The 17,368-nt window shown below is 71.4% G+C and carries 15 protein-coding genes, 1 pseudogene and 1 riboswitch; of the genes and pseudogenes, 13 read left to right on the forward strand and 3 right to left on the reverse strand.

What is annotated here, in order from left to right:
- Positions 1-34: 34 nt before the first annotated feature.
- From BLU81_RS43830 to BLU81_RS43890, 13 genes and pseudogenes are all read left to right on the forward strand, one after another.
- Positions 35-1,951 carry a primosomal protein N' gene (locus BLU81_RS43830; RefSeq protein ID WP_092558516.1) on the forward strand — a complete coding sequence of 639 codons (1,917 nt, stop codon included), beginning with the start codon at positions 35-37 and terminating at the stop codon, positions 1,949-1,951.
- Positions 1,952-2,067: 116 nt separating this feature from the next.
- Positions 2,068-2,640: a peptide deformylase gene (gene def / locus BLU81_RS43835; protein WP_092555177.1), complete on the forward strand. Its 573-nt coding sequence runs from the start codon at positions 2,068-2,070 to the stop codon at positions 2,638-2,640.
- A 5-nt stretch (positions 2,641-2,645) separates the two neighbouring features.
- Positions 2,646-3,572 (forward strand): methionyl-tRNA formyltransferase, encoded by a 927-nt coding sequence (fmt, locus tag BLU81_RS43840; protein ID WP_092555179.1) that lies wholly within the window; start codon positions 2,646-2,648, stop codon positions 3,570-3,572.
- Entirely contained in the window at positions 3,569-5,038 is a 1,470-nt protein-coding gene (locus BLU81_RS43845) for an RsmB/NOP family class I SAM-dependent RNA methyltransferase (RefSeq protein ID WP_092555181.1), read from the forward strand. The genes fmt and BLU81_RS43845 overlap by 4 nt, the downstream gene beginning before the upstream one ends.
- 67 nt (positions 5,039-5,105) lie before the next feature.
- Positions 5,106-5,813, forward strand: a complete 708-nt coding sequence (rpe, locus tag BLU81_RS43850; RefSeq protein ID WP_092555183.1) for a ribulose-phosphate 3-epimerase — start codon at positions 5,106-5,108, stop codon at positions 5,811-5,813.
- A gap of 47 nt (positions 5,814-5,860) precedes the next feature.
- A complete protein-coding gene (locus BLU81_RS43855; RefSeq protein ID WP_172890746.1) occupies positions 5,861-6,859 on the forward strand; it encodes a GGDEF domain-containing response regulator in 999 nt (332 codons plus the stop codon).
- A gap of 144 nt (positions 6,860-7,003) precedes the next feature.
- Positions 7,004-7,177, forward strand: a riboswitch (FMN riboswitch).
- 129 nt (positions 7,178-7,306) lie between these two features.
- The gene (ribD, locus tag BLU81_RS43860; RefSeq protein ID WP_092555185.1) at positions 7,307-8,410 is read left to right on the forward strand and encodes a bifunctional diaminohydroxyphosphoribosylaminopyrimidine deaminase/5-amino-6-(5-phosphoribosylamino)uracil reductase RibD; all 1,104 of its coding nucleotides are present in this window, start codon (positions 7,307-7,309) and stop codon (positions 8,408-8,410) included.
- Positions 8,411-9,010 carry a riboflavin synthase gene (locus BLU81_RS43865; protein WP_092555187.1) on the forward strand — a complete coding sequence of 200 codons (600 nt, stop codon included), beginning with the start codon at positions 8,411-8,413 and terminating at the stop codon, positions 9,008-9,010.
- Positions 9,003-9,605, forward strand: a pseudogene (ribB, locus tag BLU81_RS43870) (3,4-dihydroxy-2-butanone-4-phosphate synthase); the annotation flags it as partial. The gene BLU81_RS43865 and the pseudogene ribB, both read left to right, overlap by 8 nt.
- Before the next feature lie 126 nt (positions 9,606-9,731).
- Positions 9,732-10,208, forward strand: coding sequence for a 6,7-dimethyl-8-ribityllumazine synthase (gene ribH, locus BLU81_RS43875; protein ID WP_092555189.1), 477 nt, complete (start codon positions 9,732-9,734; stop codon positions 10,206-10,208).
- 94 nt (positions 10,209-10,302) lie between these two features.
- Positions 10,303-12,531 carry a glycosyltransferase family 2 protein gene (locus BLU81_RS43880; protein ID WP_092555191.1) on the forward strand — a complete coding sequence of 743 codons (2,229 nt, stop codon included), beginning with the start codon at positions 10,303-10,305 and terminating at the stop codon, positions 12,529-12,531.
- Between the two features lie 5 nt (positions 12,532-12,536).
- Positions 12,537-13,379: a hypothetical protein gene (locus BLU81_RS43885; protein ID WP_092555193.1), complete on the forward strand. Its 843-nt coding sequence runs from the start codon at positions 12,537-12,539 to the stop codon at positions 13,377-13,379.
- Positions 13,372-14,919 carry a hypothetical protein gene (locus tag BLU81_RS43890; protein WP_092555195.1) on the forward strand — a complete coding sequence of 516 codons (1,548 nt, stop codon included), beginning with the start codon at positions 13,372-13,374 and terminating at the stop codon, positions 14,917-14,919. Before BLU81_RS43885 ends, BLU81_RS43890 begins: the two co-directional genes overlap by 8 nt.
- On the opposite strand, the gene BLU81_RS43895 is transcribed toward BLU81_RS43890, so the two are convergent.
- The 3 genes from BLU81_RS43895 to BLU81_RS43905 are packed head-to-tail and all read right to left on the reverse strand — an operon-like array spanning position 14,897 to position 17,351.
- Entirely contained in the window at positions 14,897-15,637 is a 741-nt protein-coding gene (locus BLU81_RS43895) for an amino acid ABC transporter ATP-binding protein (RefSeq protein ID WP_092555197.1), read from the reverse strand. The two genes, BLU81_RS43890 and BLU81_RS43895, sit on opposite strands and share 23 nt — an antisense overlap.
- A complete protein-coding gene (locus BLU81_RS43900) occupies positions 15,637-16,467 on the reverse strand; it encodes an amino acid ABC transporter permease (RefSeq protein WP_373873253.1) in 831 nt (276 codons plus the stop codon). The genes BLU81_RS43895 and BLU81_RS43900 overlap by 1 nt, the downstream gene beginning before the upstream one ends.
- A 5-nt stretch (positions 16,468-16,472) precedes the next feature.
- Complete coding sequence (locus BLU81_RS43905; protein ID WP_092555201.1) at positions 16,473-17,351, reverse strand: ABC transporter substrate-binding protein; 879 nt, start codon at positions 17,349-17,351, stop codon at positions 16,473-16,475.
- Positions 17,352-17,368 lie beyond the last annotated feature (17 nt).

Raw genomic sequence — 17,368 nt, forward strand, 5'->3', positions numbered from 1 at the left:
GCCGGCCGAGCGGCTGCCCGTGGCCCGGGTGTGCGTGGATGTGGCGCTGGCTCACCTGGACCGGCCGTTCGACTATCTGGTCTCCACCGGCGACGACGAGGCGGCGCAGCCCGGGGTGCGGGTCAAGGTCCGCTTCGCCGGGCAACTGGTCAGCGGCTTCCTGCTGTCGCGGGCCGAGAGTTCGGAGCACCCCGGGAAACTCTCCTACCTGGAGAAAGTGGTCTCCGCCGAGCGGGTCCTCGACCCGGACGTCGCCCAGCTGGCCCGAGCGGTCGCCGACCGCTATGCGGGCAACCTCGCCGACGTTCTGCGCCTCGCGGTCCCGCCCCGCCACGCCCGGGTGGAGTCGCAGGCGGCCGACCCGCCGGCGATCGAGGAGGACTCCGGGATCAAGGAGCCCGCCGCCGGCGGCTGGGATTCGTACCTGACCGGCGGTGCCTTCCTCCGTGCTCTGCGGGACGGGAAGCCGGCTCGGGCCGTGTGGTCGGGGCTTCCGGGGGAGGACTGGCCGGCCCGCCTCGCGGAGGCGGCCGCCGCGACCGTGCTCGGCGGGCGCGGCGTGGTGATCGTCGTCGCGGACGCCCGTGACCTGGACCGGGTCGACCGGGCGCTGCAGGCGACCCTGGGACCGGGGCGGCACGTAGCGCTGAACGCGGCACTCGGGCCCGCCGAACGATACCGGCGGTTCCTCGCCGCCAGCCGGCATCAGGTGCCGGTCGTGGTGGGGACCCGGGCCGCGGTGTGGGCGCCGGTCGCCGACCTGGGACTGGTGATCATCTGGGACGACGGCGACGATGTGCACGCCGAGCCGCGGGCGCCCTACCCGCACGCGCGGGACGTGCTGCTGACCCGGGCCCGGCTGGCGGACTGCGCGGCGCTGGTGGCGGGGTTCGCCCGTACCGGCGAAGGGCAGTTGCTCCTGGAGACCGGCTGGGCACGGGAGATCACCGCGGATCGGGCGGTGCGCCGGCACCGCTCCCCGGCGATCACGCCGACCGGCGACGACTCGCAGCTCGCCCGCGATCCCGGCGCGGTGGTGGCCCGGCTGCCCAGTCTGGCGTGGCAGGCGGCCCGGGAGGCGCTGCAGGCCGGGACCCCGGTGCTGGTGCAGGTGCCCCGGCGCGGCTATCTGCCGTCGGTGGCGTGCGCCGAGTGCCGCTCCCCGGCGCGATGCCCGCACTGTTCCGGTCCGCTGGGGCTGCAGGGCGCCCGGGACGTGCCGGTGTGTCACTGGTGCGGGCGGGCCGCGGCGGCCTGGGAGTGCCCGGTCTGCCACGACCGGCGGCTGCGGGCCTCGGTGATCGGGGCCCGGCGGACCGCGGAGGAGATGGGCCGGGCTTTCGCCGGTTTCCCGGTGCGCACGTCCGGGCGCGACGAGGTGCTGACCACCGTCGCGGCCGAGGCGGCGCTGGTGGTGTCGACGCCGGGGGCGGAGCCGGTGGCCGAGGGCGGGTTCGGGGCGGTGCTGCTGCTCGACACGTGGGCCCTGCTGAGCCGGGCCGATCTGCGGGCCGCCGAGGAGACGATGCGGCGCTGGCTGAACGCGGCGGCGCTGGCCCGGTCCGCGGCCGACGGTGGCCGGGTCGTGGTGGTCGCCGACGGCTCGCTGGCGCCGGTGCAGGCGCTGCTGCGGTGGGATCCGGGCTGGTTCGCGGCCCGGGAGCTGGCCGAGCGCCGGGATCTGGGCTTCCCGCCGGCGGCCCGGATGGCCAGTGTCACCGGGCTGACGGTGGCGGTCAACGAGCTGCTGGGGCTGGCCCGGCTGCCGGAGGGGGCCGAGGTGCTGGGCCCGGTTCCGGCCGGCGAGGAGCAGGAGCGGATGCTGTTGCGGGTGGCCCGTTCGAAGGCCGCCGATCTGGCACACGCGCTGCACGAGGCGGCGGGGGTGCGCAGCGCCCGCAAGGCGGCTCTGCCGGTGCGGATCCAGGTGGATCCGGCCGACCTGTTCTGACCGTCGCCGGGCACGGCCCGTCAGAGGTGTTCGTGCGGTCACTGTCAGCGCGGCGTCGTACGGGTCACTCCGTAGACTGGGCCGGTGCCGCCCATCAGAGTCAGGAGTTTCACCGCGTGACCGTTCAGCCCATCCGTCTCTTCGGCGATCCGGTGCTCCGCACACCGGCCGACGACGTCGCCGATTTCGACAAGGAACTGCGCAAGCTGGTGAAGGACCTGATCGAGACCATGCAGGACGAGGGTGGTGCCGGTCTGGCCGCGCCGCAGCTCGGCGTGGGCCTGCGGGTGTTCAGCTTCGACGTCGACGACGTGGTCGGCCACATCGTCAATCCGGTGCTCTCGTTCCCGGACGAGGAGGAGCAGGACGGCCCGGAGGGCTGCCTGTCGATCCCCGGCATCTACGTGGACACCAAACGCCGGCAGAACGTGGTGGCCAACGGTTTCAACGAGTTCGGTGACCCGGTCCAGCTCGTCGGCACCGGCATGATGTCGCGGTGCGTCCAGCACGAGACCGACCACCTGGACGGGGTGCTCTTCCTGGACCGCCTGGACTCGGCGGCCCGCAAGGACGCCATGCGGCAGATCCGGACCGCCGACTGGTACGACGCCGGCAAGCCCCCCACGATCAAGGAGAACCCGCACAGCAGCGGGATCTTCGGGTCCGGTCTCTTCAGTTCGGGGCGGTGAGGCGGATGCGCCTGGTCTTCGCGGGTACCCCGGCGGTAGCCGTCCCCAGCCTGGACGCGCTCGCCGCCTCCGGGCACGAGCTGGTCGCGGTCGTGACCCGGCCGGACGCCCCGGCAGGTCGGGGCCGCCGTCTGGTCCGCTCCCCGGCCGGTGCGTGGGCCGACGAGCGTGGCATCGAGGTGCTGACACCGGAGAAGCCACGGGACCCGGAGTTCCAGGAGCGGCTGCGGCAGATCGCGCCGGACTGTGTGCCGGTCGTGGCGTACGGCGCGCTGGTCCCGCCGTCGGCTCTGGAGATCCCGAAGTTCGGCTGGGTGAACCTGCACTTCTCGCTGTTGCCGTCGTGGCGCGGTGCGGCGCCGGTGCAGCACGCGGTCCTGCACGGCGACGCGGTGACCGGGGCCAGCGTGTTCGACCTGGAGGCGGGTCTGGACACCGGCCCGGTCTACGGGACGCTGACCGACCAGATCCGGTTCAACGACACGTCCGGGCATCTGCTGGAGCGGCTGGCGGTCGAGGGCGCCGGGCTGCTGGTGGCGGTGCTGGACGCGATCGAGGCTGGGACGGCGCGGGCCCATCCGCAGCCGGCCGACGGGGTGACACACGCCCCGAAACTGACGGTGGACGACGCCCGGGTGCGCTGGGACGATCCGGCGTTCGCGGTGGACCGGCGGATCCGGGCGTGCACCCCGGCGCCGGGCGCGTGGACGACGTTGCGCGACGAGCGGCTGAAACTGGGCCCGGTGCGGCCGGTGGCGAACGCCCCGGCGCTGCGGCCCGGTGAGCTGCTGGTCGAGCGTAAGCAGGTATTGGCCGGCACGGCCACCACGCCGGTGCAGCTCGGCGAGGTCCGGGCGGCCGGCAAGAAGCCCATGTCCGCGACGGACTGGGCGCGCGGTATGCGTATCGAAGCAGGGGAGAAGTTGGCGTGACGGAACACAGGGCCTCGCGCCCGCACGGCGGACGGCCGAGCCGCCCGAGCGGCCCGGGTAGCCCCCGGGACGAGCGCAGCGGCCGGGCTCCGCGCGCGGGCCGGCCACCGGCGGACCCGGCACGGCAGGCGGCGTACGAGGCGGTGGCCGCCGTGCACCGCGACGACGCGTACGCGAACCTGGTCCTCTCCGACATCCTGCGAGGGATGGGCCTGCACGGCCGGGACGCGGCGTTCGCCACCGAATTGACGTACGGCACGCTGCGCGCGGTCGGCACCCTCGACCTGATCATCGCGGCGGCCGCCGAGCGTGAGGTCGCCCGGATCGACCCGCCGGCCCGGGACGCGCTGCGGCTCGGCGCCTACCAGCTGCTCTACACCCGGGTGCCGACCCACGCGGCGGTCAACCAGACGGTCGACCTGGTGCGCTCGGTGGCTCCGGGTGCGGCCGGGTTCTCCAACGCGGTGATGCGCACGATCTCCGAGACCACCCTCGAGGCCTGGCTGGAGCGGCTCGCGCCGCCGTACGAGACCGACCCGATCGGGCACCTGTCGGTGATCCACCACCACCCGCAGTGGGTGATCCGGTCGTTCGCGGAGGCGCTCGGCGGCGACCTGGAGGACACCGCCCGGCTGCTGATCGAGGACAACCAGCCGCCGGCCGTGCACCTGTGCGCCCGTCCGGGCCGGGCCGACGCGGTCGAGCTGGCCGACGAGGTCGGCGGGGTGCCGGGAGCGTTCTCGCCGTACTCGGTGTACCTCAACGGCGGCGCCCCGCGGGAGATGGCCGCGATCCGGGAGGGCCGGGCGCACGTCCAGGACGAGGGTTCGCAGCTGGTGGCGGCCGCGCTGCTGGCGGCCCCGATCGAGGGCCGGGACACCCGCTGGCTGGACCTGTGCGCCGGTCCCGGTGGCAAGACCGGGCTGATCGGTGCGATCGCCGCCGGGCGGGGTGCCGAGGTGACGGCCGTCGAGGTGGCCGAGCACCGGGCCCGCCTCGTCGACCTCGCCACCGAGGGCATGCCGGTGACGGTGCTGCCGATGGACGGCCGCTCGGTGGGCCGGGACCCGGACCTGCCGGAGGAGGGCTTCGACCGGGTGCTGGTGGACGCGCCGTGCACCGGGCTGGGTTCGCTGCGGCGCCGGCCCGAGTCGCGGTGGCGCCGGCAGCCGGCTGACCTGCCGCCGCTCACCCGGCTCCAGCGGGAGCTGCTGGTGGCGGCGTTGCGGGCGGTCCGGCCGGGTGGTGTGGTGGCCTATGTGACGTGCTCGCCGCACATGGTGGAGACGCAGGTCACGGTCAGCGAGGGGGCCCGGCGCAGTGGCGTCGAGGTCGACTTCGTGGACGCGCGCCCGCTGCTGCCGCCGGGCATGCCGGGTCTGGGCGCCGGGCCCACGGTGCAGCTCTGGCCGCATCGGCACGGCACGGACGCGATGTTCCTGGCGGTGCTGCGCCGTACCAGCTGATCTGATCGGAAAGTGGCCGGGCCCGAAGGGGCCCGGCTTTTCCACGGGGACCGGCCTGTCGGCGACCATGCTGTCCGGGGGTCCTAGACTTCGGGTCGTGGAACGATCGCCCATCATCGCGCCCAGCATTCTCGCCGCCGACTTCTCCCGCCTGGGGGAGGAGGTGCGTGCCATCGAGGGAGCGGCCGACTGGGTGCACGTGGATGTCATGGACAACCATTTCGTGCCGAACCTGACGATCGGCCTGCCGGTGGTGACGAGCCTGCGCAAGGCGACGACGATCCCGTTCGACGTGCACCTGATGATCAACGACCCGCAGCGGTGGGCCCCGGCCTACGCGGAGGCGGGCGCCTACAACGTGACCTTCCACGCCGAGGCGTGCGAGGACCCGGTGGCCCTGGCGAAGGCGCTGCGGGCGGCGGGTTCGAAGGCGGGGCTGGCGATCGACCGGGACACGCCGGTCGAGCCCTACCTGGAGCTGCTGCCCTACCTCGACACGATCCTGATCATGACGATCAAGGCCGGGTTCGGCGGGCAGTCGTTCATGCCGGAGCTGCTCGGCAAGGTGCGTGACGTGCGCCGCCGGGCCGACGTCAACGACCTGCAGATCCGCATCGAGGTCGACGGTGGCATCGCCGCCGACACCATCGAGCAGGCGGCCGAGGCGGGTGCGGACGCGTTCGTGGCGGGCACCGCGGTCTACGGCGCGGCCGACCCGGCGGAGGCGATCCGTAAGCTGCGCGCGTTGGCCGCCGGGCGGATGGGGCTGGCGTGACTCGCCGGTAAGGACCATTATCGAGCCTGACTGGGCTGGAAGGTGAGATGAGCAAGGCAGAGCCGCTTCCCGAGATCGATCCCGAACTGGACTCCGAGGAGGGACCGAGCCTCGTGCTCGTGGTCGACGACGATCAGGACATCGCTGGCTTCGTCGAGTTCAATCTCAAGCTGCGTGGTTTCGAGGTGATCCGGGCCCGGGACGGCCAGGAGGCGCTCGACCTGATGGAGACGCACCTGCCCGACCTCGCGGTGATCGACTGGATGATGCCGCGGATGGACGGGGTCGAGCTGATCCGGCAGCTGCGGGCCGAGCCGCTGACCTCGGCGCTTCCGGTGATCATGCTGACCGCGATGGGGCTGACCGGGGACAAGGTGCACGGCTTGCAGGCCGGCGCCGACGACTACCTGGTGAAACCGTTCGACCTGGAGGAGCTGATCGCCCGGGTCACCAACACGCTGCGCCGGCACCGGGACGCGCGTGAGGTGTCGCCGCTGACCGGCCTGCCCGGTAACGCCCGGGTGCGGCGCGAGATCAGCGACCGGATCCGGTCCGGCCGGGACTACTCGGTCGGCTACATCGACGTCGACCGGTTCAAGAGCGTCAACGACGTGTACGGGTTCGACCGCGGTGACGAGTTCATCATCGCGCTGGCCCGGAGTCTGCAGCGGGCGTCGAGTCAGACCGGGAAACCGTCTATCTTCCTCGGGCACATCGGTGGCGACGACTTCGTGTTCATCTGCGAGCCCGATCAGGTGCTGCCGCTGACCCAGCGGACGGTGACCGACTTCGAGACCGCGGCGGACCGGCTGTACGAGCCGAAGGACGCTCAGCGTGGTTACATTGAGGTGCCGGACCGGCGTGGCAACAAGCAGAAGGCGGCTCTGGTCACGCTTTCGATCGGGGTGGCGCAGGCGACCGAGGACGGGCGCCGGTTCCTCGATCCGCGGGCGGTGATCGCGGTGGCTTCGGAGATGAAGAAGGTCGCGAAGTCACAGCCCGGGTCGTACGTCGCGATCGACCGCCGCCGCGACGAGGCCGACTGAAAGATGTATTCCCATGGGTGATGTGGTATTCGTGACATGCCCATCTGTCCTGCTCAGGGCTTTTTCGGCGAGGCTCGTTGTGAACTAGATCCCCCGGCAGGTGGCAAAGTCGCGAACCCGTGCAAGACTCGGGGGTGACCCACCACGCGCTGGCGGGACTCGGTGAAATTCCGAACCGGCGGTGATCCGACGCGAAAGCGACGGTAAGCCCGCGACCCGATCGCCCCACCAAGGGCGAGCGGTGGACCTGGTGAGACTCCAGGGCCGACGGTTGATCAGCACATGCTGGTCTGACAGTCCGGATGGGAGACAGCGCGCGGAATCGGACGGGTCGTGCCCTCATCGGCACGACCTCGCCGGGGTGCGCGAAGCGTACCCTCAGTGTCCGATTCCTGGCGTTCTCCCACCATCTCTCCGCGCGTGCCGTTACCGCGCGAGAGGACTTTGATGGTCACCGAGGACGAGGCGATGCGCCGCGCTGTCGCGCTGGCCGTCCGGGGTCTCGGCACGACCAGCCCCAACCCGGTGGTCGGCTGCATCCTGCTCGACCCCGCCGGTGAGGTGGCCGGGGAGGGTTTCCACGCCTACGCCGGCGGCCCGCATGCCGAGATCGTGGCCCTGGCCCAGGCCGGCGAGCGCGCCCGCGGCGGGACCTGCATGGTCTCCCTGGAACCCTGCAACCACACTGGCCGGACCGGCCCGTGCTCCCAGGCCCTGATCAACGCCGGTGTCCGCCGGGTCGTCATCGCCGTCGACGACCCGACCCCGGTGGCCTCCGGCGGTGCCGCCACGCTGCGGGCGGCCGGCGTCGAGGTGATCACCGGGGTCCGGCGGGCCGACGCCGAGCTGGGCAACGTGGCCTGGCTGACCGCGGTGCGCCGGGGCCGGCCCTACGTGACGTGGAAGTTCGCGGCCACCCTCGACGGGCGGTCGGCCGCCGCCGACGGCACCAGCCAGTGGATCTCCTCGGCCGAGTCCCGGGCCGACGTGCACGTGCTGCGCAGCACCGTCGACGCGATCGTCGCCGGAGTCGGCACCGTGGTCGCCGACGACCCGCAACTCACCGTCCGTGACCTGCGGGACGGGACACTCGCCATCAAACAGCCGATGCGGGTGGTGGTGGACTCGTCCGGGCGGACCCCCGCGGACGCCCGGGTCCGGGACGCCGCCGCACCCACCTGGATCGTCACCACCGCCGAGTCCGGCGCCGGGCCGGACGGCCGCGTCGACCTGTCCGCCCTGCTCACCGAGCTGTTCGCCCGCGGCGTCCGCAACGTCCTGCTGGAGGGCGGGCCGACGCTGGCCGGCGCCTTCCTGGCCGCCGGGCTGATCGACCGGGTGATCGGTTACGTCGCGCCGAAACTGCTCGGTGCCGGCCGGACCGCCCTGCTCGACGCCGGGATCGGCACCATCACCGACGCGGTCGACCTGAACTTCCTGGAAATCGCGCAGATCGGCGGCGACCTGCGTTTCACGGCGACCCTGCGCCCGAAAGAGAGCCATCCGACCGCCCCGCCCGCCACCCTCAAAAAGGAAGAACGGACTTTCTAGATGTTCACCGGAATCATTGAAGAACTGGGCGAGATCATCCGCCTGACCGAGGGAGCCGAGGACTCCGCGGTGATCGCCGTCCGCGGCCCGGTCGTCACCTCGGACGCGCGGCACGGCGACTCGATCTCGGTGAACGGCGTCTGTCTCACCGTGATCGACAACGAGAGCGGGGTGTTCACCGCCGACGTGATGGGCGAGACGCTGCGGCGCAGCTCGCTCGGCGCGCTGCGGACCGGCAGCAACGTCAACCTGGAGCGGGCCGCCGCCCTCGGCAGCCGCCTCGGCGGCCATCTGGTGCAGGGCCACGTGGACGGCGTCGCGCGGATCATCGCCCGTGAGCCGGCCGACCAGTGGGAGGTGGTGCGCTTCTCGCTCCCGCCTGAGCTGGCGAGATACGTGGTGGAGAAAGGGTCGATCACCGTCGACGGGGTGTCACTGACCGTCATGACGGTCGACGAGGACAGCTTCGCGGTCGGGATGATCCCGGCCACCTCGAAGCTGACCGTGCTGGGCAGCAAGGCCATCGGCGATCCGGTCAACCTCGAGGTCGACGTGATCGCCAAGTACGTCGAGAAGATGCTGGGGAGCCGCAATGTCTGAGAGCATCGAACGCGCGATCAAGGACATCGCGGCCGGTAAGCCGGTGATCGTGGTGGACGACGAGGACCGGGAGAACGAGGGCGACCTGATCTTCGCGGCCGAGCACGCCACACCGGAGCTGGTCGCGTTCATGGTCCGCTACACGTCCGGTTACGTCTGCGTGGCCATTCCGGAGACCGAGGCGGACCGGCTCGACCTCCCGCCGATGGTGAAGACCAACCAGGACAACCTCAAGACGGCGTACGCGGTGACCGTCGACGCCCGGCACGGCATCACCACCGGCATCTCGGCCGCCGACCGCGCCCACACCATCCGCCTGCTGGCGGCGGCCGACAGCGGCCCGGACAGCTTCAACCGCCCGGGTCACGTCGTTCCGCTGCGGGCCAGGCCGGGTGGTGTGCTGCGCCGCCCCGGTCACACCGAGGCCGCGGTCGACCTGGCGGCACTCGCCGGCTGCCGCCCCGCCGGGGTGCTCTGCGAGATGGTCAACGACGACGGCACCATGCAGCGCCGCCCGGACCTGGAGACGTTCGCCGCCGAGCACGACCTGCCCCTGATCACCATCGCCGACCTGGTGGCCCACCTGGGGCAGACCGCCGGGACGGTCGTGCGGTTCCCGGACAACGTGCGTTACCTGCACGACAAGCGTGGCCACCTCTTCGCCGAGTTGGCCTGACCAGTCCCCGAGCAGGGTGAATGATGACTAACGAGGGGGACTTCCATGGCCGGTTTCGGTGATCCACATCTGCAGACCGTCGACGCGGCCGGGCTACGGCTCGGCATCGTCGGCTCCCGCTGGCACAACGACCTGGTCGACCACATGATCAGCCGGGCCGAGGCGGCCGCCGAGGCGTGCGGGGTGACGGACGTCGTGGTGATGCGGGTGGCCGGTTCGGTCGAGCTGCCGGTGGTCGCACAGGCCTTGGCCCGCAAACTCGACGCGGTGGTCGCCCTGGGCGTCGTGATCAAGGGCGAGACCCAGCATTTCGAGTACGTCTGCGACTCCGTGACCGCGGGCCTGACCCGGGTGGCGCTCGACGAGAGCACCCCGGTCGGGCACGGCGTGCTCACCGTGCAGAGCCTCGGCCAGGCCCGCGACCGGGCCGGTCTGGAGGACTCGATCGAGGACAAGGGCTGGCAGAGCACCGTCGCCGTCCTGGACGCCGCGCTGGCCATCCGTGAGGTGGTCAAGCAATAGCTTGACTTCACCCGCACGACACCTCGAGTTCCCGGAATAGGCGCTCGGCACGGGGAAGCTTCCCCGGTCCGCCGCCTATTCCGGAGATGAGCAGTTGATTCCCCGTCTCAGCATCGTCGTGCCGTTCTACGACGTGGAGCGTTACCTCGCGGCCTGCCTCGACTCCCTGGCCCGGCAGACGTTCCGGGACTTCGAAGTGGTGCTGGTCGACGACGGTTCGCGGGACGGCAGCGCGGCGATCGCCCGCGATTTCTGCGCGCGGGACCCGCGGTTCCGGCTGGTCACCCAGGAGAACCAGGGCCTCGGCCCGGCCCGCAACACCGGGGTCACCCACGCGCGGGGCGAATACCTGACGTTCGTGGACAGCGACGACCTGGTGCCCCGGCACGCGTACGAGCTGCTGGTCGGTTCTCTCGACCGGACCTCGTCGTCGATCGCCGGCGGCAACGCGCGGAGATTCAACAACACGTCGGGCGTACGCCAGTCGTACGTGCACCGGATCGCCTACGCCACCGACCGTCCCGCCACCCACGTGCTGGAGTTTCCCGAGCTGGCCGTCGACCGGATGGTCTGGAACAAGGTCTACCGACGTCGCTTCTGGGACCAGTTCGACTTCAAGTTCCCCGCGATCCGGTACGAGGACTACCCGGTCACGTTGAAGGCCCACATCGACGCGGTGACCGTGGACTGCCTGGCCGCACCGGTCTACTACTGGCGCGAGCGTGAGTCCGGCGAATCGATCACCCAGTTGAAGTTCCAGATCGGCAACCTGGAGGACCGGGTGGTCTCGGCGGAACGGGTTCTCGACATCGTCGACCGCAAAGCCCCCGGCCTGCGCCCCGGAGTGCACGGCCACCTCGCCCAGATCGATCTCACCACCGTGGTCCAGGCGTTCGGCGCGGCCCCCGACCACGAGGCCCCGGCCCTGCTGGAACTGGGCCGGCGACTGACCCGGCGACTGCTGCCCGAGGTGTTCGAGAAGGCGTCGTCGTTCCAGCGGATGGAGTACTACGGGCTGCAGTCCGGCGATGTGGAGCTGCTGCAGCGGCTGGCCCGGTTCCGGGCCGACGGCGGGCTGGCGGCCGGGCCGCGCGCGCGACGGCACCCGGTGCTGCCGTGGCGGTTCCGCGGGCACTATCCGGGCCTGCCGGAGACCGCCGGAGTGCCGTCCGAGGTCTACCGGCTGTCCCGCGCCGATCTCGACCTGCGCGCCGCCGTCACCGAACTGACCTGGGACGACGACGCGCTGATCGTCCGCGGCACGGCGGAGATCCACCACCTGCGGGCGACCGCCGACGCGACGTTGCGGATCTCGCTGCTCGCCGGGACTCGGGAGACACCCCTGGAGAGCGAACGGTTCGACGTGCCGGACGCGCGTGGCGAACAGCGCCCGGCCGGGTTCACCGCCCGGGTGCCGCGGGAACTACTCGCGTCGGTCGCCGCGAACCGGGGAGCGGTGCAACTGCTGGCCACCGTGCGCAGCGGCCGGGTGCGCCGCCGCAAACTGATCAACTCGCAGGTGCAGTACCCGGCCGGCGCCCGGATCGCCGACGACTGGTTCCAGCCGGTCCGGGCCAACGACGGCCGGCTGCTGCTGCGCCGGATGAACGGCGACCCGGAGCTGACCGGTGCGGTCGCCGACGGGGACACGCTGGTGCTGACCGGCCGGCTGCCCGGCGCGGTGGACGACCCGGTGCTGCGGCTGACCCGGGCGGCCCGGGAGATCCGGGTGCCGCTGGACCTCGGCCCCGGCGGTGTCTTCACCGCCCGTGTCCCGGCCGGTGCGGTGGTCGACGCGGCCAGCCCCGACGATCCCTTCCTCGGTCGTACGGTGCTGATCCCCAAGATCGGCGGCAAGCTGATCCTGATCACCGGTCTGGACCGGGCGGTGAGTGTGCCGCACGGCGACCGGATGCTCAGCGTCTCCCGCTCACCCGGGCAGTACCTGAACCTGATCGAGGCGCCCGCCCGGGCCTCCGTCTCGGACCTCGGCATCGACGGCGACCTGGTCACCGTCAGCGGGCCGTGCCGGCCGGGCGTCGACCACCGGGGCATCGTGTGGCGGCGTTTCCTGCCGAACTCCGACGACGCCGTGGACACCGTCTGCCGGATCACCGACGACGGGGTGACCTGGTCGGCGGAGGTGGACCTGGCGGCACTCGGTGCGGCGGACGAGACCGACTGGACACTGTTCGCCCGTGCGGACGGCGAGCTGCCGTACGCCGTCCAGGTCGAGACGTTCGCGCTCACCGGGCTGCCCCGCCGCCTCGGCCGCCACCGCCTCTACGCGCGGGCCGGCACCCTGCACCTGGAGACGAGCTGATCGGCATGCATCATCACAACCACTACTACGGGCAGACGCACATCCTGGCGCGCTGGTGCGGCCTGGACGACGAGCACCCGCCCCGGATCCGCGGCTACCTGCAGCACGGGTGGAACGTCGGCTGCGGCTGGAACCCGGTGCACGAGTTCTTCGACGGTGCCTGGCGGTACACCTGGAGCGACCCGCCACGCCGGCGCGGCCACTCGCTCGGGCGCCGGGACTACCACGTGGTCGGCGCGCCCTTCCTCTACCTCGCCGAACTGGAACCCACCCTCGGTGCGGTGCCCGAGCCGGAACGCCGAGGCACGCTCTGGTTCCTCTTCCACGGCTGGGAGGGCGGCGGCAAGGGCGGCAAGATCGAGGGTGACCACGCCCGGCTGATCTCCGAGATCAAGGAGACCGAGACCGAGCCGGTCACGATCAGCCTCTACTACACCGAGTTCGAGCGGCCCGAGGTCCGGCGAGCCTACGAAGAGGCCGGTTTCGAGGTGATCTGTTTCGGCAAGCGGGGCTGGAACTACGAGGGCACCGACCGGCGCTTCCTGTACAAGCAGCTGGAGGCGTTCCGCGGCTTCAAACGGGTCGCCGCCAACCGGCTCAGCACCGCGATCTTCTTCGGTGTCGCGGCCGGGTGCGAACCCGCCGTCTACGGCGACCCGATGGAACTGGAAGGCGACAACCCGCTCTTCGGCGGGCAGGCCCGGATCGCCCGGCTCTGGCCGGAGATGCTGGGCAAACAGATCGACCTCGCCACGGCCCGCGCCACCACCGACGCCGAACTGGGCCGCCACCACCTGATGCCGCCGGCCGAGATGCGCATGCTCTTCGATTGGAACCCTCGTGACTGACCGCACGCTGCCGCCCGTCGTCCGCGGCGAGATCCAGCCGTGGACCGACCGGAACCCGGCCGGTGGACCGGCGCTGACCGGTTTCCTCGCCGACCTGCTGCCGGACCGGCCCGGCCGGGTGCTGGTGGCCGGGCCGCACCACACCGGCGTGCTCGACCTGGTCGCGAGCCGCAGCGACGACGTCACCGTCCTGCTGCGGTCGGTCAGTGACGCCGAGGCGGTACGGGGCAACATGTACGCGGTGGTCACCGGCGCCCTGGACGGGCTGGCCGACGAGAAACCCGAGCCGTTCGACGTGGTGATCGCCGCCGACGGGCTGGACCGGCTGCTCGGCCCGGACTCGGCGGCCCTGGACTGGCCGGAACGGGCGGCGCTGCTGCGCGGACTGGCCGGGCCGGCGGCGCTGGTCGTGATCGGAGTGGAGAACGGCTTCTCGATCACCGGGCTGCTGGACCGGCGGCCCGCCAAGGACCGCTACGGCGACGACGAGTGGCGGCCACTGCACGACGACCCGCGCCGGCCGGGGTCGGCAGCACAGGTGAACGACCTGCTCGGCGGGGTGCAGCGGCGTTACGCCCGCTTCGGGGAGCACACGCTGCTGGAATCGGGGGCTCTCACCCGTACCCAAGCAGGGTTTCCGGCGATGCGCCTCGCGGTCGCCGCGCTGGAGGCCTCGGACACGCCGCTCCTCGCGTCCGTCGGCGACGCCGCCGAGGCCGCGGCCCGGTCCGGGATGCTCGACGCCGTCGCGCCGGGCTGGCTGGTGGTGCTCGGTTCCGGCGGCGCCACGCACACCGTCTACACCCCGGCCGGGGCTGCGGATCTCGCGGCGGACGGCTGGCATGTCGGTGACCGGGTGGTGCCGGACGTCGAGGACGCTGAGACGGTGCTGCTGCGGTTGGCTGCCGCTGAGGACGTGCCGGGATTCCGGGCATATGCCGCGAATCTCGATGCGGTCCGGTTCGACGGCGACCCATTCCAGGCCTCAGCTACGGCTAGCCGTAGCTCAGATGCCTTTGAACGATCGGCGAACCTCGCCGCCGCGTGGTTCCGCTTCCGGCACCGACTGATCGGCGGCCACCACCGGCACCCGTGGCCCCCGTGGATGACCGACGGCGACGACCTGGTGAAGATGTGGCTGGCGATGTCCGGCACCGAGCCCACCGACGAGATCCTGACCCGCGGGCGAGAGATCGCCGGGACGGTGCCGGACGGGCGGCCCGCCCTCGCCGGGACGGTGCCGGACGTTTCGGACGTGCCCGACCTGCGGACCGCCCTCGCCGACGCCGACCAGGCCCGCGCCACGATCAAGGAGCAGGCCGGTCACATCTTCGGCCTGGAACGGACCATGCGCTTCCGGGACCAGCAGTTGCGCACCCGGGAGCAGCAGCTCCGCAACCTGCGCGACGAGTTGCGGCGACTCAAGAGCGGCCGGTCGGCCAAGGTCGCCGCCACGATCAGCCGGGTGGCCCGGTTGCGTGATCCCAAACACCTGGCCGGCGCGGTCAAGAAGCGGGCTAAAGCCTTCCTGCTTCGATGATGCGGGCCAGGAACTGCCTGGTCCGGGCTTCGACGGGGTCGCCGAGCACCTGCTCGGGCGGCCCCTGTTCGAGGACCTTGCCGCCGTCCAGGAACGCCACCCGGTCGGCCACCTGTTTGGCGAAACCCATCTCGTGGGTGGCCAGCACCATGGTCATGCCCTCGCCCTTGAGGTCACGGATCATGGTGAGCACCTCGCCGACCAGCTCCGGGTCGAGCGCCGAGGTGACCTCGTCGAGCAGCAGCAGGCGCGGGTTGTTGACCAGGGCCCGGACGATGGCGACCCGCTGTTGCTGGCCGCCGGAGAGCCGGTCCGGATAGGCGCCCGACTTGTCCGCCAACCCGACCCGGTCCAGCCACTGCATCGCCTGCTCACGGGCTTCTTTCAACGGCTTTTTGTGTACGCGTACCGGAGCCAGGGTGATGTTGTCCAGCACTGTCATGTGCGGGAACAGGTTGTAGCTCTGGAACACCAGCCCGATCCGCTGGCGCACCTCGTCCGGATCGGCCTTCGGGTCGGTGATCTCGTCGCCGTCCAGGTGGATCGTGCCGTCGTCGATGTCGGTGAGCAGGTTGACGCAGCGCAGCAGGGTCGACTTGCCCGAGCCGGAGGCGCCGATCAGGGCCACCACCTCGTGCTCGCCGACGTCCAGGCTGAGCCCGTCGAGGATGACGTTCTCGCCGAAGACCTTGCGGACCTCGTGACAGGAGAGCAGCACTAGTTCCCCGCGTTCTGGCGACGGGCCGCGCGCAGGGTCACCCAGTCGGTGACCGCGATCAGCGGCAGGGCGAGCAGGACGAACAGCACCCCGGCAACGATGTACGGGGTGAAGTCGGCGTCCTGGGCCACCCCGATCTGGGCGGCCCGGATCGCGTCGATCGGTCCCGCGAGGGAGATCAGGCCGACGTCCTTCTGCAGGGCCACGGTGTCGTTGAGCAGCGGCGGAGACACCCGGCGGACCGCTTGCGGCAGTACCACGTGCCGCATCGCCTGCCGGTAGCTCAGCCCGAGCGAACGGGCCGCCGCGATCTGGCTCGGGTGCACCGATTCGATGCCGGCCCGGAACACCTCGGCCAGGTAGGCGCCGTAGGTCACGATGATCGCCCCGGCGCCCAGCCACAGCACGTCCGGGGTGCCCTGCAACCGCAGGCCGGGAATGCCGAAGGCGAACAGGTAGATCACGATGATCAACGGCAGACCACGGAACGAGTACGTGTACCCGGTCGCCAGCGCCCGTACCGGGAAGGTGACCGGTCCGCGCAGGGTGCGCAGCACCGCCACCAGCAGCCCGAGCGCCATCGCCAGGGTCGCGCAGACCACCAGCAGTTTCAGGTTGAGCCAGAGGCCCTCGAGGATCTGCGGCAGGTATCGGACGGCGGTGTCCGGGTCGAAGAAGGACTCCTTGACCCGTTCCCAGCCGGGCGCGCCGGTGATGCCGACGACGAGCAGTGTTCCGACGACGGCCGTCGATGTGGCGGCCAGCAGAACGGAACGGATCGCCCGCCCCCGGCGGTATGCGACCCGTTCCTGTTGCCGTGCGCTGGGTATGTGACTCACGAGAGCTCGGGAGCTCCGTCACTGCCGGCGAGCCACGTCTTCTCCAGAACGGCGAGGGTGCCGTCGTTGCGGAGCTGGTCGACGGCCTTGCTGACACAGCCGGTGAGCGGCGAGTTCTTGTCGAGCACGATGCCGAACTGCTCGGGTACGCCGACCTGCGGCAGCTGGCCGACGATCACGCCGTTGTCCAGTTCGGCACCGGTCATGTAGAACGCGGTCGGCAGGTCCACCACGATGCCGTCGACGGTGCCGTTCTCCAGGGCCTTCTTGGCGTCGTCGTTGTTGTTGAACACCGACGGGTCGGCGCTCGGCTTGATCACTTCGGTGAGCGCCTGGTAGCTGGTGGTCCCGACCTGGGCGCCGAGTTTCGCGGTCTTCAGGTCCGCGAGGGACTTGGCACCGGCGATCTTCGAGCCCTTGGTGGTGATCACGGCCTGGCGCACCAGGTAGTACGGGGACGAGAAGTCCACCGCCGCCTTGCGCTCGTCGGTGATCGAGAACTGGTTGACGTCGATGTCGTACGTCTTGGGCCCGGGCGCGACCGCGTTGAGGAACGTCACATCGGTCCAGACCACGTCGGACTGCTGGTAACCCAGGCGCTCGGCGACCTGATAGGCCACGGCGGACTCGAAGCCCTTGCCGTTCGCCGGCTTGTTGTCGCTGAACCACGGGCCGTACGCCGGGTTGTCGGTTCCGATCGTGAGCTTGCCGGCGGCGAGCGTCTTCAGGTCCGCCGGAGCGCAGGTCGCGGCGGCGGAGGACGATGGGCCCGACGTGGCGGAGGGGCTGTTTTCTTCCATCGGGGAGCAGGCCGTCACGCTGGCGAGCAGCAGCGCTGCGCCACCGAGGGCCACGGAGGGGATTCGGCTGACCATGACCGGAACTTTAGAAG

It is taken from the genome of Actinoplanes derwentensis (assembly GCF_900104725.1).
Taxonomy (GTDB): domain Bacteria; phylum Actinomycetota; class Actinomycetes; order Mycobacteriales; family Micromonosporaceae; genus Actinoplanes; species Actinoplanes derwentensis.

Excerpts from the sequence above, each read along its gene's own strand:
- fmt (WP_092555179.1), top strand. The coding sequence starts at position 2,646 with ATGCGCCTGGTCTTCGCGGGTACCCCGGCGGTAGCCGTCCCCAGCCTG.
- rpe (WP_092555183.1), top strand. The coding sequence starts at position 5,106 with ATGCTGTCCGGGGGTCCTAGACTTCGGGTCGTGGAACGATCGCCCATC.
- BLU81_RS43855 (WP_172890746.1), top strand. The coding sequence starts at position 5,861 with ATGAGCAAGGCAGAGCCGCTTCCCGAGATCGATCCCGAACTGGACTCC.
- ribD (WP_092555185.1), top strand. The coding sequence starts at position 7,307 with ATGGTCACCGAGGACGAGGCGATGCGCCGCGCTGTCGCGCTGGCCGTC.
- BLU81_RS43865 (WP_092555187.1), top strand. The coding sequence starts at position 8,411 with ATGTTCACCGGAATCATTGAAGAACTGGGCGAGATCATCCGCCTGACC.
- ribH (WP_092555189.1), top strand. The coding sequence starts at position 9,732 with ATGGCCGGTTTCGGTGATCCACATCTGCAGACCGTCGACGCGGCCGGG.
- BLU81_RS43885 (WP_092555193.1), top strand. The coding sequence starts at position 12,537 with ATGCATCATCACAACCACTACTACGGGCAGACGCACATCCTGGCGCGC.
- BLU81_RS43905 (WP_092555201.1), bottom strand. The coding sequence starts at position 17,351 with ATGGTCAGCCGAATCCCCTCCGTGGCCCTCGGTGGCGCAGCGCTGCTG.